Here is a 23,745-nt window from a genome sequence, read left to right as displayed (position 1 = left end):
AACTTCGGCCAAGGCCGAAGGCGCTGCGCGCTAGCCCTTTCGCAACACCTTCACTCGGCCCTTCTGGTTAACGGGGCAGGTGGATCAAGATCAAAAGCAGGTCAAAAGCAGGTCAAAAGCAGGTCAAAAGCAGGTCAGAAGCAGATCAAGAGCAGGTTGAATTGCCTTCCTTCAGTGAAGGGCTTGGCCGGTGATACGCGTCTAAGCTTGCTCGCCAACCGCCCGCCACGCCTCGTCGATTGCAGCATGGGCATAGGCGCTCCAGGCGGCATCGGAGTTGGCGATGCTGACCTTGCCCAGCGGTTTGCGTGCCAGTTCTATCCATTGCTCTGTCTGCTCGGCATTGTCGTAGAGGGTGTTGGTGAAACAGGCGTAGCCATGTGGCCAACGGTTGACGGTGATCGCCAGGATGTCTTGGTTGTGATCGAAGCCGCCAGGCCCGAGCATGCGTTGCAGTTGGTCGCGCAGTTGGCTTTCCAGCGCTTCGAACGGGGTGCCGTACAACCTGCCACGCCCAGCGCGAGCCTGGTCGCGGCTGTTCATGCCGCTGTCCGGGCTGGTGGGCACATAGACCATGTGCAGGCCGATTGGCTGCGCCGGATCACGGGGATGCTCATAACCGCCCATGCTTACCGGGTAGTCCAGCTTGATCCGGCTATAGGGTTGGGTGGCGGCGTAGATTTCATGCACGCCGAGTTTCTCGAAGGCATGCCAGTTGCGCACGATGACCTTGGTGTAGACCAGGGGAAATTTTACATTCTGGCTCAGCGCAAACGCTTGTTCGGCCGAGAGGTCGCGCAACAGGTATGGGATCATCATGTTGTAGCAAGCCAGGATGCAGTGCTTGCCACGCACTTGGGCCAGCTTGCCATCCCGGCTGTAGCCGATGTTCACGCCGCCATCGACGTTGCGCACGCTGACTGCGGTACTGTTCAGGCGCAGGCGTACCGGGTGTGCAGTACGGTCGAGTTGGCTGTAGTCGAAGTTGGCCAGAACGATATCATCCATGCCCTCGCCCGGTGCCACGTCTGGAATCAGGCTACGCACCAATAGACGCGCCAGCGAAGCATTGCCATCAGGGAAGTGGTAGATGTAGGGCTCCTCCATCTCCGCCTGGGCTTCTTCACTGATAGGCTCAAGGTTCATTGCCCCAAACCCGGGGAAGCCAACGTAGTAGGCATCGGCAGCGGCCACGGCATCGATACTCAGCGCCATGAAATCGTTGCTGCGGCCCTGGAAGTACTTAACCGCCGTTGGCGACAGGCCGACATCCTTGAGCAGGAAGTCCTGGTAGCTGGTGCGTTCCAGGTAGGCGGTCTTGTCCTTCAGCGACTTGCCCGCCAGGTAATCCCTGGGGGCTTCATGCAGGTCGATCAGCGCCGTGCGGTCGCTCTCGGGCAAAGGGAAATCGTTGATGAAGGCGCGGATTGGACGAGCGTTCAGGCGTTCAGGAGCAATATCGTCTGCGACCATTGGCGTTGGGTCACCGCTGACCAGTTTGTCTTCGCCGAAATTCTCCTTGTCGAAAAATACCCCGCGAGACAGGCCCAGATCCGGGTAGAAGTTGCGGTCAAAAGCGCTTTCAAAGCGCTTGATATCGACGCCAAGCTTTTTCAGCAGTCCGTTGACTTCGGGGCTGTACAGATGATTGGGTGACTGGAACGCCTCGCTGCCGCCGTAGCCGATAATCATCCGGCCATCGACGCTGAATTCGTTGCGCTTGGCATGGCCGCCAAAATCATCGTGGTTTTCGATAATGAGGATTTTTGCCGTGGGATGCCTTTCTCGATAGAAGTACGCCGCCGAGAGCCCGCTGATGCCAGCACCCACCACTACCAGGTCATACTCCTCGCTGATCGGCAGCGCGTCGGTTGCAAAACGCTTTTTCTCCCAGCCCATCTGGTGAGCCACCTCGAACGCGCCAACATGGCTGCCCCGCAGCCCGGTCAAGGCGGGTGGGTAATAGCGCTCGCTCTGGGCAGCTTGCAGCAGTTGCAGGGGCGTCAGGCCCGCCGCAATGCCGATAGCGACGCCATTGATGAAGTCGCGTCGGGTAATTTCCATGGGTTTCCTTACCTTAATGTTTGAACATCACATGCCGAACGCAGGTGTAGTCTTCCAGTCCGTACATGGACATATCCTTGCCGTACCCCGACAGTTTTTGCCCACCGTGGGGCATTTCACTGACCAGCATAAAGTGCGTGTTGACCCAGGTACAACCGTACTGCAGTCGTGCCGAAACCCGGTGGGCGCGCCCTACATCCTGGGTCCATAGCGAAGAGGCGAGGCCGTAGTCGGAGTCATTGGCCCACGCCAGGGCCTGGGTTTCGTCGTCAAAGCGAGTGACCGAGACCACCGGCCCGAAGACTTCGCGCCGGACGATTTCGTCATCCTGCTGCACATCGGCCAGTACTGTGGGCTCGAAAAAGAAGCCGTCACCCGCCACGGCCTTGCCGCCTGTTACCAGACGTACATGCGGCTGGGCGACAGCGCGCTCGACCATGGCAGCGACTCGATCACGGTGCTGGGCGGTAATCAGCGGCCCGAGTTCGGTCTGTGGATCGTTCTGCAGGCCATGCTTGATACTGGCTACGGCGTTGCCGAGCTTTTCCACGAATTGTTCGTAGATGCCGCTCTGCGCATAAATCCGGCAGGCTGCCGTGCAGTCCTGGCCAGCATTGTAGAAACCGAAGGTGCGGATGCCTTCGACGGCGGCGTCAATATCGGCATCGTCGAAGATGATCACCGGGGCCTTGCCGCCGAGCTCCATGTGCATGCGTTTTACACTTTCTGCCGTGCTGGCAATGATGTTGGCGCCGGTGGCTATGGAACCGGTCAGCGATACCATGCGCACCTTCGGGTGGCTGACCAGCGGTGTGCCGACGCTCGGCCCACGGCCAAAAAGAATATTCAGCACGCCAGCGGGGAACAGATCGGCAGCCAGCTGTGCCAGGCGCAAAGCGGTCAGCGGTGTTTGCTCCGAAGGCTTGAGCACCACGGTATTGCCTGCCGCCAGGGCCGGGGCGATTTTCCACGCTACCATCATCAATGGGTAGTTCCACGGTGCGATGGAGGCGACCACGCCGAGTGGGTCACGACGAATCATCGAGGTATGCCCTGACAGATATTCCCCCGCGGCCGATCCTCCCAGGCAACGGGTGGCGCCGGCAAAAAAGCGAAACACGTCGGCAATCGCCGGGATCTCGTCGTTGAGCGCGGCAGCGTAGGGCTTTCCGCAATTGTCCGACTCCAGGCGGGCCAATTCCTCGCCATGAGCCTCGATGCTGTCGGCCAGCTTCAGCAACAACAGCGAACGGTCCTTGGGCGTGGTCTGCGACCAGCTCTCGAAAGCATGATCGGCTGCGCGTACAGCGGCATCGACTTGAGCTTCGCTGGCTTCGTTGATTTCCACCAGAACGCTACCCATCGCGGGGTTGAGTACTGCCAGCGCATTACCTTCGCCAGTTACCAGTTGGCCGTTGATCAACAATCGGGTTTGCATCGTAAAGTCCTCTTGGATTTATTTGCCGCTGCCGGCAACGCTTTCGCCGCCACGGGTAAGGTAATAGGCGCCAAGAATCGGCAGCATGGTGACCAGCATGACCAGCATGGCGACCACGTTAGTCACCGGTACGTCCCGGGGGCGACTGAGCTGGTTGAGCAACCAGATCGGCAAGGTTCGTTCGTGTCCGGCGGTGAAGGTGGTGACAATGATTTCATCGAATGACAAGGCAAATGCCAGCATGCCGCCGGCCAGCAGCGCCGACCCCAGATTGGGCAGGATGATGTAGCGGAAGGTTTGCCAACCGTCAGCCCCCAGGTCCATCGACGCTTCGATCAGACTATGGGAGGTGCGGCGCAGCCTGGCGATGACGTTGTTATAGACGATCACCACGCAGAAGGTCGCGTGGCCCACGACAATGGTGAATATGCCTGGCTCGATCCCCAGGGTTTTGAACGCCGAAAGCAGGGCGATGCCGGTGATGATCCCGGGCAGTGCGATAGGCAGGATCAACATCAGTGAGATGCTTTCTTTGCCGAAGAAACTGCGTCGATACAGTGCTGCGGACGCCAGTGTGCCGAGTACTAGGGCAATCAAGGTGGCCAGGCAGGCAACCTGCAGCGACAACTTGATCGACTCCAGCACATCGGGCCGGGAAAAGGCCACGCTGAACCATTTCAAGGTAAAGCCCTGTGGCGGGAAGCTGAACGCCGCATCCTGAGTATTGAAGGCGTACAGAAAAATGATCAGGATTGGAAAGTGCAGGAACACCAATCCGCCCCAGGCCGCCAGACGCAGGCCCCACGAAGCGCGCTCAGAGTGCATCGAAAGCCCCCAGACGTTTGACCATGGACAGGTAGATGGCAATCAACACGATGGGCACCAGGGTGAACGCTGCTGCCATGGGCATGTTGCCAATGGCGCCTTGCTGGGCGTAGACCATGCTGCCAATGAAATAACCCGGTGGACCCACCAGCTGCGGCACGATGAAGTCGCCCAGGGTCAGTGAAAAAGTGAAGATCGAGCCGGCTGCGATTCCGGGAACCGCCAGCGGCAGAATCACCTGCATGAAGGTTTGTCGGGGTTTGGCGCCAAGATCCGCCGAGGCTTGCAGCAACGACGGCGGCAAACGCTCCAGCGAGGCCTGGATGGGCAGGATCATGAACGGCAGCCAGATGTACACAAACACCAGAAAGCGTCCCAGGTGCGACGTTGACAAGGTGCTGCCGCCAACGCCAGGAATGCCAAGAATGAACTGTAGCAACGGCTCCATGTGAAGCTGCTGGACAAACCACTGCGCCACGCCGCCTTTGGCCAACAGCAGGGTCCAGGCATAGGCCTTGACGATATAGCTGGCCCACATCGGCATCATCACCGCGATGTAGAAGAACGCCTTGGTTTTGCCCGTGGTATAGCGGGCCATGTAATAGGCGATTGGAAAGGCCAGGGCGGCGCTGGCGACGGATACCGCAACAGCCATGCCCAGCGTGCGCAAGATAATGTCGAAGTTCGAGGGGTTGAACAGGGCGGCGAAGTTGGTCAGGGTCAGCGTCGGGGTGACCGCCATGGTGAAGTCGTCAAACGTGTAGAAACCCTGCCAGAGCAGGCTCAGCAATGATCCAAGGTAGATGGCACCGAACCAGATCAACGGTGGTATCAGCAGTAGCGCCAGATAAAGATTGGGTCTGCGGTAGAGCAAATTTGAGAAGCTGCGCAGGGCCTGGCTCATCTATGGGCCCTCGTTCAAGACGGTTTCCTGTAGCGAGGTCATCGCTTCCCGTGCCCAACGAGCCTGCAGGCGCTGGCCCGGCTGCCAGGGCGCGGCTTGCTCTTGCCATTGGTTGTTGGCTTGACTGACATTGAGCAACTGGCCATTGTCCAGTTTCAGTTCGTAGCGAGTGGCACTGCCCTGATACTGGATATCGTGGAGCAACCCGCTGACCTGGATCTCATCGCCAGCTGCTGGATGTTCGCCCAAACGGATGTGCTCCGGGCGAATCGAAAAGGGTAGCTGACTGCCATTCAACTGGGCCGCCAGCTCCCCACGCAGCACGTTGGAGGTACCGACAAACTCGGCGACGAAGGTGGTGGCTGGCTTCATGTACAGGTTGCGCGGGGTATCCACCTGCTCGATGCGACCGCGGTTGAATACCGCGACACGATCGGACATCGACAGCGCTTCGGTCTGGTCATGGGTAACAAAGATGAAGGTAATGCCCAACTGACGCTGGAGTTTCTTCAGCTCGCTCTGCATTTGCTCACGCAGCTTCAGGTCCAGTGCGCCCAGGGGCTCATCGAGCAGCAGCACCCGGGGGCGGTTGACCAGTGCCCGGGCCAGGGCCACGCGCTGACGCTGGCCGCCGGACAGTTGAACCGGCTTGCGTTGCCCGTAACCTTCCAGGGCGACCATGGCCAGGGCTTCTTCGGCACGGGCCAGACGATCCTGCTTGCCCACGCCCTTGACCTTCAGGCCATAGGCGACGTTGTCGCGGACATTCATATGCGGAAACAGGGCGTAATCCTGGAACACCGTGTTGACGTCACGTTGGTAGGGCGGCAGCCCGGCCGCCTCCTCACCATGAATGCGGATAGAACCGGCGCTGGGTTGCTCGAAGCCGGCAATCAGGCGCAGGCAGGTGGTTTTGCCCGAACCGGAAGGGCCGAGCATCGAGAAAAACTCGCCGTCCTGGATGTCTATGGACACCCGGTCGACGGCCCTGACCTCGCCAAAGTAGCGGGAAACATCGGTGAACTGGACTGCAAGGGTCATGCTGCGGTGCTCCCGGTGTCTAGACGGAATCGCCGGGCAAGTCGCACGCTCTGGCGGCGCCGCTTGCCCGGCGACAGGGCCTCAGCGGCCACCCATGATTGCGATATAGTCCTGAGTCCAGCGGCTGTACGGCACAAACTTGCCACCCTCTGCCTGCGGGGTTTTCCAGAAAGCGATTTTGTCGAAGTTGTCGAAGCCGTTGGTTTTACAGCCCTCAGCGCCGAGCAGTTCACTGCCGGTGCAGGCCGCCGGCACCGCAGGCAGAGAGCCGAACCAGGCTGCCACATCGCCCTGGACCTTGGGTTGCAGTGACCAGTCCATCCATTTGTAGGCGCAGTTGGGGTGTTTGGCCTCGGCATGCAGCATGGTGGTATCGGCCCAGCCGGTGGCGCCTTCCTTGGGAATGGTCGAGGCCACCGGTTGGTTGTCGGCCTTCAGGGTGTTGACCATGTAGCCCCAGGAACTGGACGCGACCACGCCTTCGTTTTTTACATCGCTCATCTGGACCGTCGCATCGTGCCAGTAGCGATGAATCAACGGTTGTTGCTGGCGCAGCAGATCGAGTACGGCCTTGTATTGTGTTTCATTGAGTTCGTAAGGGTTCTGGATGCCCAGATCGGGCTTGGTCGACTTCAGGTACAACGCTGCGTCGGCTATATAGATGGGGCCATCGTAGGCCTGGACGCGACCCTTGTTCGGCTTGCCGTCAGGCAAGTCTTGCGGCTCGAAGACCACGCTCCAACTGGTAGGCGCTTGCTTGAAAACGTTGGTGTTATACAACAGCACATTGGGACCCCACTGGTAAGGGGTGCCGTATACCTGGTCGTCCACTACATACCAGGCGCCATCCTTGAGCCGTGGATCGAGGTTTTTCCAGTTCGGGATCAATGCGGTGTTGATCGGCTGAATACGTTTGCCCGCAATCAGGCGTAGCGAAGCATCGCCGGACGCCGTGACCAGGTCGTAACCACCCTTGGTCATCAAACTGACCATCTCGTCGGAAGTGGCAGCGGTCTTGACGCTGACTTTGCAGCCGGTTTCCTTCTCGAAGCCGCTAACCCAATCGTAGGCTTTGTCACTTTCACCGCGCTCGATATAACCGGGCCAGGCGACGATATCCAGTTGCCCTTCGCCAGCGCCTACAGCCTTCAGAGGTTGCGCCGCCTGCAGGCTGGTGCTGGCCAGCAAGGCGGTACCCAGGGCACTGAGCAAAGCGGTCTTGTTCACAAGCATGGTGTTCCCTCTTGTTCAAATTATGATCGGGTCAGTCATGAAAGCGGTGGCACATCGCTTTAAGCGTAGTGCAACATCTGGATGCAAATGCATTCAGCTTGATTTCAGCTTGCGGCAGTAATCTTGGGGTTTATTTCCCGTCCTTGGAGGTTCCAGATGAACACCCGTGGTTTGCTCGATCAGTTGCTCAAATCCGGTCAGGACCTGCTGCAGAATCAGGCTGGCAAGAACTCAGCCGGCAAGGCTGGTGGGTCAGGCGGTCTTGGCGATCTGCTGGGAGGCAAAGGCGGCGGTGGCCTGGGCAGTCTGCTTTCCGGAGCCGGTGGCGGAGCCCTGGCAGCGGGTGCAATGGGGCTGTTGATGGGCAGCAAAAAGGCGCGCAAGTATGGCGGCAAGGCCCTGACCTACGGCGGCCTGGCGGCACTTGGCGTGCTGGCGTACAAGGCTTATGGCAACTGGCAGGCCAAACAGGGCACTGCGGTGCAGGGCGAGCCGCAGACGCTCGATCGCCTGCCCCCGGCGCAGGTCGAGCAACACAGCCAGGCCATCCTCAAGGCCCTGGTGGCCGCGGCCAAGTCCGATGGTCATGTCGATGAGCGCGAGCGAGCGCTTATCGAAGGTGAATTCGTCAAGCTTTCCAACGATCAGGAGCTGCAGCACTGGTTGCATGCCGAGCTCAACAAACCCCTGGATCCCGCTGATGTCGCGCGCGCCGCTACTACGCCGGAAATGGCCGCGGAGATGTATATCGCCAGTGTCATGCTGGTCGACGAGGAGCACTTCATGGAGCGCGCTTACCTTGACGAATTGGCGCGTCAACTGAAGTTGGACCCGGCATTGAAAGTAGAACTTGAGAGCCAGGTCAGGCAAGCCATTGGCCAATGATTTCAGGCAAGTGGCCATTGCACTGGCCATTTGCTCCGGTCCAGCCTGAAAGTCAGGCGCAAAAGCCCTTGGAGCCTGGGCTATACTCTGCCCATTTTTCTGCTCGCGTAGAACACTTGAGGGCTGACTGTGAAAAACTGGACCTTGCGCCAACGGATTCTGGCGAGCTTCGCCGTGATTATCGCCATCATGCTGTTGATGGTGGTGGCGGCCTATTCACGGCTGGTGACCATCGAATCCGGTGAGGAAGCAGTTCGAACCGATAGCATTCCCGGGGTGTATTACAGCTCCATGATCCGCAGTGCCTGGGTCGACAGTTACGTGTTGACCCAGCAATTGGTGGGCTTGAGCGGCAATCGCGAGATCACCTCTGCTGACCTGGCGTTGTACAAGGGCTTTGAGGCACGCCTGAAACAGCACATGGCCAGCTACCAAGGCACCATCAAGGATCCACAGGATCAAGCCAGTTTCGATGAGTTCGAACACCTCGAAGACGGCTACATCAAGTCGATCGAGACGGTGCTTGAAGCCTATCGTCGCAAGGACTACAGCGAAGCTGAGCGCCTGATCAACGAGGTGTTGACCCCGGCCTGGAACACTGGACGCAATCACCTGAACGCAGTAATCGAGCGCAACCGCCATTCTGCCGAAGAAGCAGCCGAATCGATCGTCGGCGCTGTGGTGACGGCCAAGTTCAGCATGATCACTTCTCTGGTCCTGGCGATTATCGCAGCAACTATCTGCGGCTTGCTGCTGATGCGTGCCATTACCGCGCCGATGCAACGTATCGTCCACGCCCTGGACAAGCTCAGCAGCGGCGACCTGAGCGTGCGCATGAACCTCGACCGCAAAGACGAATTCGGTGCAGTGGAAACCGGCTTCAATGAAATGATGGGCGAGTTGACCAGCCTGGTCTCCCAGGCCCAGCGTTCATCCGTGCAAGTGACTACGTCGGTCACCGAAATTGCTGCCACCTCCAAGCAACAGCAGGCTACCGCTACCGAAACGGCAGCCACTACCACTGAAATTGGCGCCACCTCACGGGAAATTGCCGCAACTTCCCGTGACCTGGTACGCACAATGACCGAAGTTACTTCAGCCGCCGACCAGGCTTCGAACCTTGCAGGTTCCGGCCAACAAGGGCTGGCACGCATGGAAGAAACCATGCACCAGGTGATGGGCGCCGCCGACCTGGTCAACAACAAGCTGGCGATCCTCAATGAGAAGGCCGGCAACATCAATCAGGTCGTGGTCACAATCGTCAAGGTTGCCGATCAAACCAACCTGCTCTCACTTAACGCTGCCATCGAAGCTGAAAAGGCTGGCGAATACGGTCGCGGCTTTGCGGTGGTGGCCACTGAAGTACGACGCCTGGCAGACCAGACCGCGGTTGCTACCTATGACATCGAGCAGATGGTCCGTGAGATTCAGTCAGCGGTGTCCGCTGGGGTGATGGGCATGGACAAGTTCTCCGAGGAGGTGCGCCGTGGCATGTTCGAGGTGCAACAGGTAGGTGAGCAACTGAGCCAGATCATTCATCAAGTCCAGGCCTTGGCGCCGCGGGTGCTGATGGTGAATGAAGGGATGCAGGCCCAGGCCACTGGCGCCGAACAGATCAACCACGCCCTGGCCCAGCTGGGCGATGCCAGCAGCCAGACCGTTGAGTCGCTGCGTCAGGCCAGCTTTGCCATCGACGAGTTGAGCCAGGTTGCTACCGGCCTGCGTGGTGGCGTGTCGCGGTTCAAAGTCTGATTGGCGATGACTGACTTCAAGCTTGATCGTAGCCAGCACATGATCGCTCACGGCACGTTGTACCTGTTGTTCCGTATGGGTGAGCAGCGCTTTGCGCTCGACGCCCATGAAATTGCCGAAGTCTTGCCGCGGCTGCCGCTCAAACCTCTGGCCCATACCCCAACCTGGGTTGCCGGGGTGTTGGCTCACCGCGGCGCATTGGTGCCGGTAATCGACGTCGGCGCCTTGAGCTTCGGAGTGCCTGCCCCGGTGCGTACCAGTACACGGCTTGTGCTGGTGCATTACCGTAACGACCCGTTGCAGCCCGAGCGATTGCTGGGGTTGATTCTTGAGCAGGCCACCGACACCTTGCGTTGCTCGCCGCAAGCGTTCCAACCCTACGGTGTGGATAACCATCAGGCTCGCTACCTTGGGCCGGTGCGCGAGGATGCTCAGGGCTTGGTGCAGCGCATCAGCGTGCAGGACCTGCTCAGCGACGAGGTACGTGCCTTGCTGTACCCCTTGCCTGAAGAGCAGGTGTCTGTGCACGGGGAACAGCCATGAGTCATGAACAACGTTTTTTTCGTTTTCTGCAGGAGCGCATCGGTCTGGATGTCGCTTCGGTCGGCACCTCGATGGTCGAGCGCGCATTGCGCCAGCGTTGCGCTGCAGTAGCGGCGATCGATCTGGACGACTACTGGCTGCGGCTGCAGCAGTCGAGTGAGGAAAAACAGGCGCTGATCGAGGCAGTGATCGTCCCCGAGACCTGGTTCTTCCGTTACCCGGAGTCCTTTTCGGCATTGGCGAGCCTTGCCCGCAAGCGTTTGGTCGAGCTGGCTGGGGCGCGTCCATTGCGCATTCTCAGCCTGCCATGTTCCACCGGAGAGGAACCTTACTCGATTGCCATGACCCTGCTGGATGCCGGGCTTGGCGCGCACGCGTTTCGTGTCGACGGCATGGACATCAGCCCAATCTCGATAAACCGGGCTGAGCAAGGCCTGTACGGGCGGAACTCGTTTCGCGGGTCGGATCTGCAATTTCGTCAGCGGCATTTTGATGAAAGCCAGGAGGGACACCGACTACACGAGCGAGTGCGTCAACAGGTCAAACTGCAAGTCGGCAATGTGCTCGACCCAGCGCTGCTCAGCCTGCAAGGCAGTTATGATTTTGTCTTCTGCCGCAATTTGTTGATCTATTTTGACGTACCCACCCAGAAACGGGTTTTCGAGGTGCTCAAGAGTTTGATTCACGAGGAGGGTGTGCTGTTTATCGGTCCGGCCGAAGGTAGCTTGCTGGCGCGCATGGGCATGCGCCCGCTGGGTATCGCACAATCCTTTGCCTATATGCGCCAGGCCGAAATCATCGAGCCTGCGCCGCTGTTTTCCAGCAAACCGCTACTGCCACCTATGCCGCCATCGCCGGTGGCCAAAAGCGTGCTCGCACCGTTGCCTGTACCCGCGCGTAAACTCAAGATCGTTGCACCGCCGGCGGTTGCCCAGGCCGCGCTGGCAGACAGCCGTGTCGAGTTGCTGGCGCAGATCACCCGGCTTGCCAACAGCGGCAGCAGTGCCGAGGCCAGGGCTGCCTGTGCTCGCTACTTGCAGCAGTATCCGCCGCATGCCGAGGTGTTCTACTGGCTTGGGCTGCTCAGTGATACGGCAGGTGACGCGGGCGAGGCGCTCAGCCACTATCGTAAAGCGCTCTACCTCGACCCGCAGCATGCCGAGGCACTGGCACATCTGGCAGCATTATTGGCGTCCCAGGGCGATGTCGCTGGCGCGCGTCGTCTGCAGGAGCGCGCTGCGCGGCGAGCGGATCGGGAGTCTGAACAATGATCACTGATGATCAGGTACAACTCGTTGCCGCCGATGCCAGTGCAATCGATGATTGCTGGAATCGTATCGGTGTGCGCGGCGATAAAAGTTGCCCGTTGTTGGTCGAGCACATTCACTGCCGCAACTGCGATGTCTATGCCAGTGCTGCGACGCGATTGCTGGACCGTTATTCGTTGTCCCAGGACGCCCACCAGCAGGTTCAGGTTCAGGAGCAGCGGGCCACTCGCTCGATGCTGCTGTTCCGGCTCGGTGAAGAGTGGCTGGCACTGGCTACCCGTTGTCTGGTCGAGGTCGCGCCGCTGCAGCCAGTGCATTCACTGCCTCACCAACGTTCGCGAGTGCTGCAGGGCGTAGCCAATGTGCGTGGCGCCCTGGTGCCGTGCCTGTCACTGGCAGACCTGCTTGGCCTGGAAGTTCAGGCTGAGGTCAATGCTTCGGGCAGAATCATGCCGCGTATGTTGATCCTGGCCGCTGCTGGCGGTTCGGTGGTGGTGCGTGTGGATGAAGTCGATGGTATCCACGGTATTGACCCGGAACTTGTGCACCACGAGCACAGCGAGGCAGCACGTTTTACCGCTGCCGTCCTGCAGTGGCGCGAGCGCAGTGTGCGGGTGCTGGATGAAGAACAGGTGCTTTCTGCTGTGAACCGGAGCCTTTCATGACCCCAGAGCAAATGCGGGACGCGTCCTTGCTCGAGTTGTTCAGCCTGGAAGCCGAAGCTCAGACCCAAGTGCTCAGCGCCGGTCTGTTGGCGCTGGAGCGCAACCCAACCCAGGCTGACCAGTTGGAAGCCTGCATGCGTGCAGCTCACTCGCTCAAGGGCGCAGCGCGAATCGTTGGCGTCGACGCCGGGGTCAGCGTTGCGCATGTGATGGAAGACTGCCTGGTCGGCGCGCAGGAAGGGCGCCTGCGCTTGCGCGCTGAACACATCGATGCGTTGTTGCAGGGCACTGATCTATTGATGCGCATTGCCACGCCTGGCGATGCCACGTTGGAACCTGCGGTACAGGCTTTTCTCCTGCAAATGGCGGCTCTGCTCGACCCCTCTGCTGCGCCAGCGAGGGGTGCACCGGCGGCGCCGATTGTCACTGCATCGGAGCCGCAGCCGAGAGAAGCGATAGCTGAACCGGTAGTGGAGCCCTCAAGCATTGACGCCGAACCAGAGGTCGCCAGCAAGCGCAGCGGCAAGCGCGCCGCTGAAGGCGGTGAACGGATATTGCGGGTAACTGCCGAGCGCCTGAACAGCTTGCTCGATCTGTCCAGCAAGTCGATGGTCGAAACCCAGCGGCTCAAGCCTTACCTGGCCACGCTGCAGCGCCTCAAGCGTATGCACAGCCAAAGCATTCGGGCCCTGGACGGGCTCAAGATCCAACTGGAGGCCAGCGGCCAGAGTCCGGAAGTTCAGGAATCGCTGGCCCAGGCCCAGCAACTCCTTGCACAAACCCAGCAGATTCTTCTGCAACAGGCAGCCGACCTGGACGAATTTGGTTGGCAAGCCAGCCAACGCGCACAACTGCTTTATGACACAGCTCTGGCGTGCCGCATGCGCCCGTTTGCCGATGTGTTGACCGGACAAAGCCGAATGGTCCGAGACCTGGGGCGCTCGCTGGGCAAGCAGGTTCGTTTGGAGATCGAAGGCGAGAAGACCCAGGTTGATCGCGATGTCCTGGAAAAGCTCGAAGCGCCGTTGACCCATCTGCTACGCAATGCAGTCGACCATGGTATCGAGTTGCCCGAGCGGCGGCTGTTGGCAGGTAAACCGGCGGAAGGCCATATCCGTTTGCGGGCCTCGCACCAGGCTGGCCTGCTGGTATTGGAACTCAGTGATGATGGCGGCGGCGTCGACCTGCAGCGGTTGCGTCAGAGCATTATCGAGCGGCAGTTGTCCCCTGCTGAAACCGTGGCGCAGATGAGCGAAGCCGAGTTGCTGACCTTCCTGTTCCTGCCGGGCTTCAGTCTGCGTGACAAGGTGACCGAGGTTTCCGGGCGTGGCGTTGGCCTGGATGCAGTGCAGCATATGGTCCGACTACTGCGCGGGTCTATCGTGCTGACCCAGACTAACGGGCAGGGCAGCTGTTTTCACTTGGAAGTACCCCTGACCCTTTCGGTCGTGCGCAGTCTGGTTGTGGAAGTCGGCGCGGAAGCCTATGCCTTTCCGCTGGCGCACATCGAGCGAACCCTGGAACTGCCCCCTGAGGCCATCGTACAGATAGAGGGGCGTCAGCATTTCTGGCATGAAGGTCGGCATATCGGCTTGGTCGCGGCCAATCAGTTGCTCAATCGGCCGCCGACCGAGACTGATGCGCCGACGATTAAAGTAGTGGTTATCCGCGAGCGAGACATGCTCTACGGCGTGGCCGTCGAACGCCTGGTCGGCGAGCGGGTGTTGGTGGTTATGCCGCTCGATGCGCGGTTGGGTAAAGTCCAGGATATTTCCTCTGGGGCCCTGCTGGATAATGGCAGTGTGGTGTTGATCATCGACGTCGAAGATCTGTTGCGCTCGGTCGAGAAGTTGCTCAGCACTGGCCGTCTGGAGCGCATCGAACGTGGTCACCGCAATACTCGCGAGGCGGCGCGCAAGCGCATCCTGGTGGTTGATGACTCACTGACCGTGCGCGAACTGCAGCGCAAGCTGTTGAGCAATCGCGGCTATGAAGTTGCGGTGGCGGTTGACGGCATGGACGGCTGGAACGCGCTGCGTGGTGAGGATTTCGATTTGCTGATTACCGATATCGACATGCCGCGGATGGATGGTATCGAGTTGGTCACTTTGTTGCGTCGCGACAGCCGCCTGCAATCGCTGCCAGTCATGGTGGTGTCCTACAAGGATCGTGAAGAAGATCGTCGCCGTGGACTGGACGCTGGAGCCGACTACTATTTGGCAAAAGCAAGTTTCCATGATGATGCCTTGCTTGATGCTGTGGTCGAGTTGATCGGGGGAGCCCAGGGATGAAGATCGCTATCGTCAACGACATGCCCATGGCGGTGGAGACTCTGCGCCGGGCGCTAGCGTTCGAGCCACTGCACCAGGTCATCTGGGTAGCCAGCAACGGTGCCGAAGCCGTGAAGATGTGTGCCGGACAGACGCCGGACCTGATCCTGATGGATCTGATCATGCCTGTCATGGATGGTGTAGAGGCCACCCGGCGAATTATGGCCGAGACACCCTGCGCCATTGTGATTGTCACCGTGGACCGTCAGCAGAATGTCCACCGCGTATTCGAAGCCATGGGGCATGGCGCGCTGGACGTGGTCGACACCCCGGCGCTGGGAGCGGGTGATCCCAAGGAAGCGGCAGCGCCGCTGCTGCGCAAAATCCTCAATATCGGCTGGTTGATCGGCCAACAACGCAGCAACACCCCGCAGCCCATGGCGGCGCCCGCGCGCGAACTCGCGCAGCGCCAGAAGCTGGTTGCCATTGGCTCCTCTGCCGGTGGTCCTGCGGCTCTGGAAGTGCTGCTCAAAGGTTTGCCGCGGGATTTTCCTGCCGCTATCGTGCTGGTGCAACACGTCGATCAGGTATTCGCCGCGGGCATGGCCGAATGGCTCAGTAGCGCCTCGGGTTTGACTGTGCGCTTGGCCTGTGAGGGAGAAGCGCCGCAACCAGGGCAGGTACTGCTGGCCGGCACCAACCACCACATTCGCCTGCTCAAGAACGGCACCCTGGCTTACACCGCAGAACCGGTGAACGAAATCTACCGGCCTTCGATTGATGTATTTTTTGAAAGCGTTGCCCGTTACTGGCGCGGGGACGCAATAGGCGTGCTCTTGACCGGGATGGGCCGCGACGGTGCCCAAGGTCTGAAATTGATGCGCCAGCAAAGCTTCCTGACCATCGCTCAGGACCAATACAGCAGCGCCGTTTACGGCATGCCCAAGGCCGCGGCTGCGATAGATGCGGCCATGGAAATTCGCCCTCTGGAGCGAATTGCTGCACGATTGATGGAATTTTTTCCAAAATGACGATATGTATTTCGCCACGCCGGACCTCCGGCAGTGACCAGGTGACAACGCATGAATGATTTACCGCTCGACGGTTTTCCGGCCGCCAATGAAAATTCGGCAATGGTCCTGCTGGTCGACGATCAGGCAATGATCGGTGAGGCGGTGCGGCGTGGGCTGGCGCATGAAGAGAACATCGATTTCCACTTCTGTGCCGACCCTCATCAGGCTGTTGCACAAGCTGTGCAGATCAAACCAACGGTGATTCTCCAGGACTTGATCATGCCAGGGCTCGACGGTCTGACGCTGGTGCGTGAGTACCGGAACAATCCGGCAACCCAGGACATTCCGATCATCGTTCTGTCGACCAAGGAAGACCCGCTGGTAAAAAGCGCAGCCTTTGCCGCCGGCGCCAACGACTACCTGGTCAAACTGCCCGATAACATCGAGTTGGTAGCGCGAATTCGCTACCACTCGCGCTCATACCTGACCTTGTTGCAGCGCGACGAGGCGTATCGCGCCTTGCGCGTGAGCCAGCAGCAGTTGCTCGATACCAATCTGGTGCTGCAGCGCTTGATGAATTCCGACGGCCTTACTGGCCTGTCCAATCGTCGTCATTTCGATGAGTATCTGGAGCTTGAGTGGCGCCGGGCGATGCGCGAGCAGGCTCAGCTTTCGCTGCTCATGATCGACGTCGATTACTTCAAGGCATTCAACGACACGTTCGGGCACCTGGCCGGCGACGAGGCGCTGCGCAAGGTTGCCGAGGCCATTCGCGGCTCCTGCGCTCGTCCTACCGATCTTCCCGCGCGATATGGTGGCGAAGAGTTTGCCCTGGTTCTGCCCAACACCTCGCCGGGTGGCGCGCGCCTGGTAGCGGAAAAACTGCGCCAGATCGTGGTCGGGATGAACATCGCGCACAACATGCCGGTCGCCGACGCCAGCCTGACGGTGAGTATCGGCTTGTCTACCCTCACGCCTGCGATTGGCAGCCATTGTCGGCAGCTGATTTCGGCGGCAGACAAAGGCTTGTACCTGGCCAAGAACAATGGTCGCAACCAGGTTGGCGTGGCATGAGGCAGGCCTTGGTGCCAGCCCCGATTTAGCGATGCAGATCCTTGTGCAACAACCGCCCGACGGGCTGCCGTCGGGTTCCAGACTCGGTTATACTCTCCGGCTTTTCTACAGATTACGCACGAGAGCCGCCCGCCCATGGAAATCCAACCAATCCTGAATACCATCAAGGACCTGACCGAGCGTTCCGAGTCTATTCGGGGGTATCTTTGACTACGATCACAAGCATGAGCGCCTGATCGAAGTCAACCGTGAGCTTGAAGACCCTAGCGTCTGGAATAAGCCTGAATACGCCCAGGAGCTGGGCCGCGAGCGCGCTGCGCTGGCGCAGATCGTCGACACGCTCGACGAAATGGCCAGTGGCCTGGCCGACTCGCGCGAATTGCTCGACATGGCTGTCGAAGAAAACGACGAAAGCTCCGTCAACGATGTCGTCGAGATGCTTGAAGGCCTTGAGGCCTCTCTCGCGCAGTTGGAATTCCGCCGCATGTTCAGCGGTGAAATGGACATGAACAACGCCTACCTGGATATCCAGGCCGGCTCCGGCGGTACCGAAGCCCAGGACTGGGCCAACATCCTCTTGCGCATGTACCTGCGCTGGGCTGACAAACGCGGTTTCGACGCTACCATCATGGAGCTGTCGGCCGGTGAAGTCGCCGGGATCAAAGGCGCTACCGTGCACATCAAAGGCGAATATGCCTTTGGCTGGTTGCGCACCGAAATTGGTGTGCACCGCCTGGTACGTAAAAGCCCGTTCGACTCCGGCAACCGCCGCCACACCTCGTTCTCGGCGGTGTTCGTGTCCCCTGAGATCGACGACAAAGTCGAAATCGATATCAACCCGTCGGACCTGCGTATCGACACCTATCGCTCCTCGGGTGCCGGTGGCCAGCACGTTAACACCACCGACTCGGCCGTCCGTATCACCCACGTACCGACCAACACCGTGGTCAGTTGCCAGAACGAACGTTCCCAGCACGCCAACAAAGACACCGCCATGAAAATGCTGCGGGCCAAGTTGTACGAGCTGGAAATGCAAAAGCGCAATGCGGCGTCCCAGGCCCTGGAAGACAGCAAGTCGGACATTGGCTGGGGTCACCAGATCCGTTCGTATGTGCTTGACGCCTCGCGGATCAAGGATCTACGCACCAACATCGAGCGCAGCGACTGCGACAAGGTGCTCGACGGCGATATCGACGAATACCTGGAAGCCAGCCTCAAGCAGGGGCTGTAACCGCGACACCGATGCCGCGGGCAAGCGCTCCTGTAGCGCTTGCCCCGCGATCCCAGGCCCGAGCCTGGGACAATGAACCTGTGATGGAAGATGTGACGACATGAGCGACCTAAAACTCGACCCGCAAGACCTGCAACAGGAAGAAAATACCCTGATCGCCTTGCGCAAGGAAAAACTTGCCGCAGAGCGTGCCAAGGGCAATGCCTTCCCCAACGACTTCCGCCGTGACAGCTACTGCAACGACCTGCAGAAACAGTATGTCGACAAGACCAAGGAAGAGCTGGAAGCTGCAGCGATTCCGGTCAAGGTTGCCGGGCGCATCATGCTCAACCGTGGCTCGTTCATGGTGATCCAGGACATGACCGGTCGAATCCAGGTCTACGTCAACCGCAAGACCCTGCCGGAAGAAACCCTGGCCGCGGTCAAGACCTGGGACCTGGGTGACATCATTGCCGCCGAAGGTACCCTGGCGCGTTCCGGCAAAGGCGACTTGTACGTCGAGATGACCAACGTGCGCCTGCTGACCAAGTCGCTGCGCCCGCTGCCCGACAAACACCATGGCCTGACCGACACCGAGCAGCGCTATCGCCAGCGTTATGTCGACCTGATGGTCAACGAAGAAGTGCGCGATACTTTCCGCGTGCGTTCTCAGGTCATCAACCATATCCGCAACTTCCTGATCAAGCGCGACTTCCTGGAAGTGGAAACGCCAATGCTGCAGACCATCCCGGGTGGTGCAGCGGCCAAGCCGTTCGAAACCCACCATAACGCCCTGGACATGGCCATGTTCCTGCGTATCGCGCCGGAGCTGTACCTCAAGCGCCTGGTGGTGGGTGGCTTCGAGAAAGTTTTCGAGATCAATCGCAACTTCCGTAACGAAGGTGTTTCGACCCGGCACAACCCCGAGTTCACCATGCTCGAGTTCTACCAGGCCTACGCCGACTACGAAGACAACATGGACCTTACCGAAGAGCTGTTCCGCGAGCTGGCGCAGCTGGTTCTGGGCAGCACCGACGTGCCATATGGCGACAAGGTGTTCCACTTCGGCGAGCCATTCGTGCGTCTGTCGGTATTCGACTCGATCCTCAAGTACAACCCTGAGCTGACTGCCGACGACCTTAACGACATCGACAAGGCTCGTGCCATCGCCAAGAAAGCCGGTGCCAAGGTCCTTGGTTTCGAAGGTCTGGGCAAACTGCAGGTGATGATTTTCGAAGAACTGGTCGAGCACAAGCTGGAGCAGCCTCACTTCATTACCCAGTACCCGTTCGAAGTCTCGCCATTGGCTCGTCGCAACGACGAGAATCCGAACGTTACCGATCGCTTCGAGCTGTTCATCGGTGGCCGTGAGATTGCCAACGCCTACTCCGAGCTCAATGATGCCGAAGACCAGGCCGAGCGCTTCATGGCGCAGGTTGCCGACAAGGACGCCGGTGACGACGAAGCCATGCACTACGATGCAGATTTCGTCCGCGCCCTGGAATATGGCATGCCGCCAACCGCGGGTGAGGGTATCGGTATCGACCGTCTGGTGATGCTGCTGACCAACTCGCCGTCGATTCGCGACGTTATTCTGTTCCCGCACATGCGCCCACAAGCCTGAGGGGAGCAATGAAAAAACCGCCTTTTCAGGCGGTTTTTTATTGAGCTGCAAGCGCGAATGCAGCGTCGTCGAACGCTCCACTATCCAAACTTCCCGAGGTATCCCGTGACAATGGCCCATCAAGGCGCCGCTGGCGTAGCAACCGCCGTGGCCGAAAGTGTTCGATATCAAGGCCGAAAGGCCAGTCGCCAGGGCAGCGAGCAGCGTCGGCAGGATATTCTCGATGCAGCCATGCGCATTGTCGTTCGTGATGGCGTTCGTGGTGTACGTCATCGCGCTGTAGCAGCCGAGGCCGGGGTGCCTTTGTCGGCGACCACCTATTACTTCAATGACATTGAAGACCTGCTTACCGATACCTTTGCCCAGTATGTGGAGCGCAGCGCCGCTTACATGGCAAAGCTGTGGGAGCACACGGAAGTGGTCTTGCGTCAGTTGCTTTCTCAAGGTGATCAAAGCCTGCCATGCCGCGCGCTCCTGGCCGATGAAGTGGCGAAAATGATGGCCGACTATGTCCAGCGCCAACTGCACAACCGGCGTGACTTTCTCATGGCCGAGCAGGCCTTTCGCCAGGAGGCATTGCTGTGCCCGCGTCTGGCCGAACTGGTCAAGCTGCACGAGCAGATTCTGCTCCATGGCGCCTGTCAGATGCTGGAGGTTGTCGGCTCGCGTCAGCCGCAGCAGGATGCGCTGGTGTTGACGGCGATTGTCGAGCAGATGGAATATCAGGGCCTGCTCGACAGTTCACAGGTCGATGCGCATACGCAGATGCTCGCTATCCTTACTCGGTACTTGCATCTGGTGCTGGCCGCCGTGTGAGCCGCGACCCTATTTCAAGGAGAACCCGATGAAAGCCAGAAGTCTGTTGTTGGCATTGTCGTTTTTGCTGCTTGGCGGTTGTCTGGTCACCTTCAATGAGCCGATGCCGGCCAATGAGGCCGCGCCCAAGGCGCTGCTGGGCAAATGGATCAGCAAGGACGCCTGGGGGGAACCGTTGAGCCTGCAGATCAGTCGCAGCGGTGGCGACGCCTACAAGGCGGTGGCTATCGGCAAAGACAAGAAGCGCGATGAGTACGTGTTCACGGTGTCCCGCCACGGCAACCGTTGGTATCTCTCGGCGGGTGTACCCAAGCGGCTCGGCGGAAACTTCCTGATCGGCGGGTTCGAGGTCGTCGATGGCAAGGAACTGGTGGTCTACAACCTCGATGTCGAGCAGGTCAACCAGGCCGTGGAGAAGAAAGAGCTCAGCGGGCGTACCTATGACGTTCCGGAGGACAACGGTGAAGGCGTGCTGATCGACAGCCCGGCCGAGCGGGTCCTGGCCTACCTTGACGATCCGGCCAACTCCGACCTGTTTATCGAAGTGGCGCGGTTCCAGCGGGCAGGCAAGTAAAAGAGTCAATTCAAGGAGAGTAGGGTGGACGAGTACCAGCAGACGATACGTGCCCTGTCTGATCGCATTGTCCTGGCACAAACGCCCATTCGCGTGCTCGATGCGGTGAAATGGGATGACAGCATCCGCCAGGGGTTTCTCAAGGCCAAGGGCAAGGAGATGCCCGCGGTCGATCGGGCTTATTACCAGGGCCGGCCGTTGTCGTTCGACTCTGGCGCAGTAAAGCTCGAGTTCCAGAACATCGAGCGTGACATTACCCGGCAACTGGGCCAGTTCAATCCGGTTGGGCAGATCATGCGGCGCATGTGCAAGGAGTACCGCATGGTGGTGCGCATGCTTGAAGCGCGCGGCACCGAGGATTTCGGGCTGATTTCTCAGGAGCTTTACGGTGCCGCTTCCGATGCGTTTCACGCCGGCGACCCGACCCTGGCTGACCTGGGGTTGATGCTCTCGGATTACCTGAACAATATCGACGGCCGAGGCGACCTCAAGGATGAACCGAAGAACCTCACGGCAAAACAAGCCGTCGAGATGCTGCAGAGGCGTTTGAACAAGGTGTTCAACGAAGCCGAAGACACAATTCGGGTGTTCGAGTCCGACGGTATCGTCGCTGACGCCGCAGCGGGTGCCGACTACATCAAGATTCGCGCCGATGCGATGTTCAACAGCCGCGACGTGCGTGCACTGGAGGTCCATGAAGGGTTGGTGCATGTGGGCACCACACTCAATGGCCTGAACCAGCCGATCTGCACCTTTCTGGCCAAGGGGCCGCCCTCGTCGACTGTTACACAGGAAGGCCTGGCGATTCTCATGGAGGTCATTGCTTTTGCTTCCTACCCGAGCCGCCTGCGCAAACTGACGAACCGCACCCGGGCCATCCATATGGTCGAGGAGGGTGCCGACTTCATGCAAGTCTACGAGTTTTTCCGCGCCCAGGGCTTCGGCATGCCGGAGAGCTATGGCAATGCCAGTCGAGTGTTCCGCGGATCGGTACCCAATGGGCTGCCATTTACCAAGGATTTGTCCTACCTCAAAGGCTTCATCATGGTTTACAACTATATTCAGTTGGCCGTGCGCAAGGGCAAGCTTGAACAGATCCCGTTGCTGTTTTGCGGAAAGACCACGCTTGAGGATATGCGCACATTGCGCCAATTGGTCGATGAAGGCCTGGTGGAACCACCCAAGTACTTGCCGGAACAGTTTCGTGACCTCAACGCGCTATCGGCCTGGATGTGCTTCTCCAACTTCCTTAACCACCTGAGCCTGGACCGGATTGAAGCCGACTATTCGAACATTCTCTGAATCGGGGTGCAAAACCCTGGGCTTGCTGCTGGTGGTGGTGCTGACACTGGGTGGTTGCAGTTCGCTGCTGTTCTACCCTGAGCCTGGCCAGCCGTTCACCCCCGAGAAAGCCAAGCTTGAATACCGTGACGTAGCCCTGACCGCGGCTGACGGTACGCGCCTGCACGGTTGGTGGCTGCCAGCCAAGCCGGGGGTCGAGGTCAAGGGCACGGTTCTGCACTTGCATGGCAACGGTGGCAACCTGGCCTGGCATCTGGGTGGCAGTTGGTGGCTTCCGGAACACGGTTATCAGGTACTGTTGCTGGACTACCGCGGTTACGGCTTGTCCCAGGGCAAGCCGGCACTGCCTGAAGTCTATCAGGACATCGCCGCAGCACTGGACTGGCTCGACAAGGCCCCGCAGGTGCAGGGTAAGCCGCAAATACTGCTGGGGCAGAGCCTGGGTGGCTCCATGGCTATTCATTACCTGGCGCACAACCCAGAGCAAGCCAAGCGTTTCAAAGCGATGGTGTTTGACGGCGTGCCGGCCAGCTATCGTCAGGTCGGACGCTTTGCCCTGAGCAATTCGTGGGTGACATGGCCATTGCAAGTACCCCTGTCGTGGCTAGTGCCTGACAGCGACAGTGCAATCAACTCGATTGCGCAGCTCAAGACACCGCCGAAGTTGTTCTTTCACAGTATCGACGATCCTATTGTGCCGCTGGCCAATGGCATTGAGCTGTATCAGGCAGCGCCGCCGCCAAGGGTGTTGCAATTGACCCGCGGTGGTCATGTGCAGACGTTTGCCGACCGTACCTGGCGGCAGGTGATGCTGCGCTTTTTGCAAGATCCTGAACATTTCAATGGGCTGCGGCGTTTGGCCGAAGTCCCTAATTACCCTGACGAGACGTCACAATGAGTGAAGAACGTAACGCTGTCCCCCTGATCATTACCGGTGTCTGCAGCATCATCGGCACCGTTGCAGCGCTGTGGTACTACGGCTACCTGCATTTTGCCAAGCCGGAAGATGCACTGCTGCTGTCGGATTTCACCATGCTCAAGACAATACCGGGGGAGGATTACAAGATTTCGCTCAAACCGGCCAACCAGGTCGCTCAATGTGTCGATGGCGTGCTGGTGTTGTTCGATATGTCGCAAAAAGGCCTGACCGGTGTGTTGGTGGACAACAAGAAGCAGGCCGTGCGTTGCCTGGGTCAAGAGACGCCGCAGCAACTCGAACAGTAACGGCAAGCCCGCCCCACGGA

At 59.4% G+C, this 23,745-nt stretch carries 20 protein-coding genes and 1 pseudogene; 15 read left to right on the top strand and 6 right to left on the bottom strand.

Features of this window, described 5'->3' with window-relative positions:
• Positions 1-201 precede the first annotated feature (201 nt).
• The 6 genes from V0R60_RS12860 to ydcS form a co-directional block, all read right to left on the bottom strand.
• Entirely contained in the window at positions 202-2,064 is a 1,863-nt protein-coding gene (locus tag V0R60_RS12860; RefSeq protein WP_330079826.1) for a flavin monoamine oxidase family protein, read from the bottom strand.
• Between the two features lie 13 nt (positions 2,065-2,077).
• Positions 2,078-3,502: a gamma-aminobutyraldehyde dehydrogenase gene (locus V0R60_RS12855; protein ID WP_330079825.1), complete on the bottom strand. Its 1,425-nt coding sequence runs from the start codon at positions 3,500-3,502 to the stop codon at positions 2,078-2,080.
• Between the two features lie 18 nt (positions 3,503-3,520).
• Positions 3,521-4,327: an ABC transporter permease gene (locus V0R60_RS12850; RefSeq protein WP_136477874.1), complete on the bottom strand. Its 807-nt coding sequence runs from the start codon at positions 4,325-4,327 to the stop codon at positions 3,521-3,523.
• Positions 4,317-5,231, bottom strand: coding sequence for an ABC transporter permease (locus V0R60_RS12845; RefSeq protein ID WP_136477873.1), 915 nt, complete (start codon positions 5,229-5,231; stop codon positions 4,317-4,319). Before V0R60_RS12845 ends, V0R60_RS12850 begins: the two co-directional genes overlap by 11 nt.
• A complete protein-coding gene (locus V0R60_RS12840; protein WP_136477872.1) occupies positions 5,232-6,272 on the bottom strand; it encodes an ABC transporter ATP-binding protein in 1,041 nt (346 codons plus the stop codon).
• Between the two features lie 81 nt (positions 6,273-6,353).
• A complete protein-coding gene (gene ydcS / locus V0R60_RS12835) occupies positions 6,354-7,505 on the bottom strand; it encodes a putative ABC transporter substrate-binding protein YdcS (protein WP_136477871.1) in 1,152 nt (383 codons plus the stop codon).
• A 156-nt stretch (positions 7,506-7,661) separates the two neighbouring features.
• Here ydcS and V0R60_RS12830 point away from each other — a divergent pair, with 156 nt between their 5' ends.
• The 15 genes and pseudogenes from V0R60_RS12830 (at position 7,662) to V0R60_RS12760 (ending at position 23,725) form a co-directional block, all read left to right on the top strand.
• Entirely contained in the window at positions 7,662-8,390 is a 729-nt protein-coding gene (locus tag V0R60_RS12830) for a tellurite resistance TerB family protein (RefSeq protein WP_330079824.1), read from the top strand.
• Positions 8,391-8,519: 129 nt separating this feature from the next.
• A complete protein-coding gene (locus V0R60_RS12825) occupies positions 8,520-10,142 on the top strand; it encodes a methyl-accepting chemotaxis protein (RefSeq protein WP_330079823.1) in 1,623 nt (540 codons plus the stop codon).
• 6 nt (positions 10,143-10,148) lie between these two features.
• Entirely contained in the window at positions 10,149-10,685 is a 537-nt protein-coding gene (locus V0R60_RS12820) for a chemotaxis protein CheW (RefSeq protein ID WP_136477868.1), read from the top strand.
• Positions 10,682-11,956 carry a CheR family methyltransferase gene (locus V0R60_RS12815; RefSeq protein ID WP_136477867.1) on the top strand — a complete coding sequence of 425 codons (1,275 nt, stop codon included), beginning with the start codon at positions 10,682-10,684 and terminating at the stop codon, positions 11,954-11,956. Before V0R60_RS12820 ends, V0R60_RS12815 begins: the two co-directional genes overlap by 4 nt.
• Positions 11,953-12,618: a chemotaxis protein CheW gene (locus tag V0R60_RS12810; protein ID WP_330079822.1), complete on the top strand. Its 666-nt coding sequence runs from the start codon at positions 11,953-11,955 to the stop codon at positions 12,616-12,618. Before V0R60_RS12815 ends, V0R60_RS12810 begins: the two co-directional genes overlap by 4 nt.
• Entirely contained in the window at positions 12,615-14,909 is a 2,295-nt protein-coding gene (locus V0R60_RS12805) for a hybrid sensor histidine kinase/response regulator (RefSeq protein ID WP_136477865.1), read from the top strand. The genes V0R60_RS12810 and V0R60_RS12805 overlap by 4 nt, the downstream gene beginning before the upstream one ends.
• Complete coding sequence (gene cheB / locus V0R60_RS12800; protein WP_330079821.1) at positions 14,906-15,919, top strand: chemotaxis response regulator protein-glutamate methylesterase; 1,014 nt, start codon at positions 14,906-14,908, stop codon at positions 15,917-15,919. The genes V0R60_RS12805 and cheB overlap by 4 nt, the downstream gene beginning before the upstream one ends.
• Positions 15,920-15,970: 51 nt before the next feature.
• Positions 15,971-17,004, top strand: a pseudogene (locus V0R60_RS12795) (diguanylate cyclase).
• Positions 17,005-17,110: 106 nt separating this feature from the next.
• A protein-coding gene (prfB, locus tag V0R60_RS12790) for a peptide chain release factor 2 (RefSeq protein WP_136477862.1) occupies positions 17,111-18,206 on the top strand; the annotation gives its coding sequence in 2 pieces (ribosomal slippage) (positions 17,111-17,182 and positions 17,184-18,206; 1,095 coding nt in all).
• A gap of 100 nt (positions 18,207-18,306) precedes the next feature.
• Entirely contained in the window at positions 18,307-19,809 is a 1,503-nt protein-coding gene (gene lysS / locus V0R60_RS12785) for a lysine--tRNA ligase (protein WP_038614096.1), read from the top strand.
• A 111-nt stretch (positions 19,810-19,920) separates the two neighbouring features.
• Entirely contained in the window at positions 19,921-20,625 is a 705-nt protein-coding gene (locus tag V0R60_RS12780) for a TetR/AcrR family transcriptional regulator (protein ID WP_136477861.1), read from the top strand.
• Between the two features lie 28 nt (positions 20,626-20,653).
• Complete coding sequence (locus V0R60_RS12775) at positions 20,654-21,199, top strand: hypothetical protein (protein ID WP_136477860.1); 546 nt, start codon at positions 20,654-20,656, stop codon at positions 21,197-21,199.
• 24 nt (positions 21,200-21,223) lie between these two features.
• Positions 21,224-22,501 (top strand): flavohemoglobin expression-modulating QEGLA motif protein, encoded by a 1,278-nt coding sequence (locus tag V0R60_RS12770; protein WP_136477859.1) that lies wholly within the window; start codon positions 21,224-21,226, stop codon positions 22,499-22,501.
• Entirely contained in the window at positions 22,473-23,399 is a 927-nt protein-coding gene (locus V0R60_RS12765) for an alpha/beta hydrolase (protein WP_136477858.1), read from the top strand. Before V0R60_RS12770 ends, V0R60_RS12765 begins: the two co-directional genes overlap by 29 nt.
• Positions 23,396-23,725: a hypothetical protein gene (locus V0R60_RS12760; RefSeq protein WP_330079820.1), complete on the top strand. Its 330-nt coding sequence runs from the start codon at positions 23,396-23,398 to the stop codon at positions 23,723-23,725. Before V0R60_RS12765 ends, V0R60_RS12760 begins: the two co-directional genes overlap by 4 nt.
• Positions 23,726-23,745 lie beyond the last annotated feature (20 nt).

Source organism: Pseudomonas auratipiscis, from assembly GCF_036324085.1.
GTDB classification, from domain to species: Bacteria; Pseudomonadota; Gammaproteobacteria; order Pseudomonadales; family Pseudomonadaceae; genus Aquipseudomonas; species Aquipseudomonas auratipiscis.
This window is presented reverse-complemented; position numbering and strand designations above follow the sequence as displayed.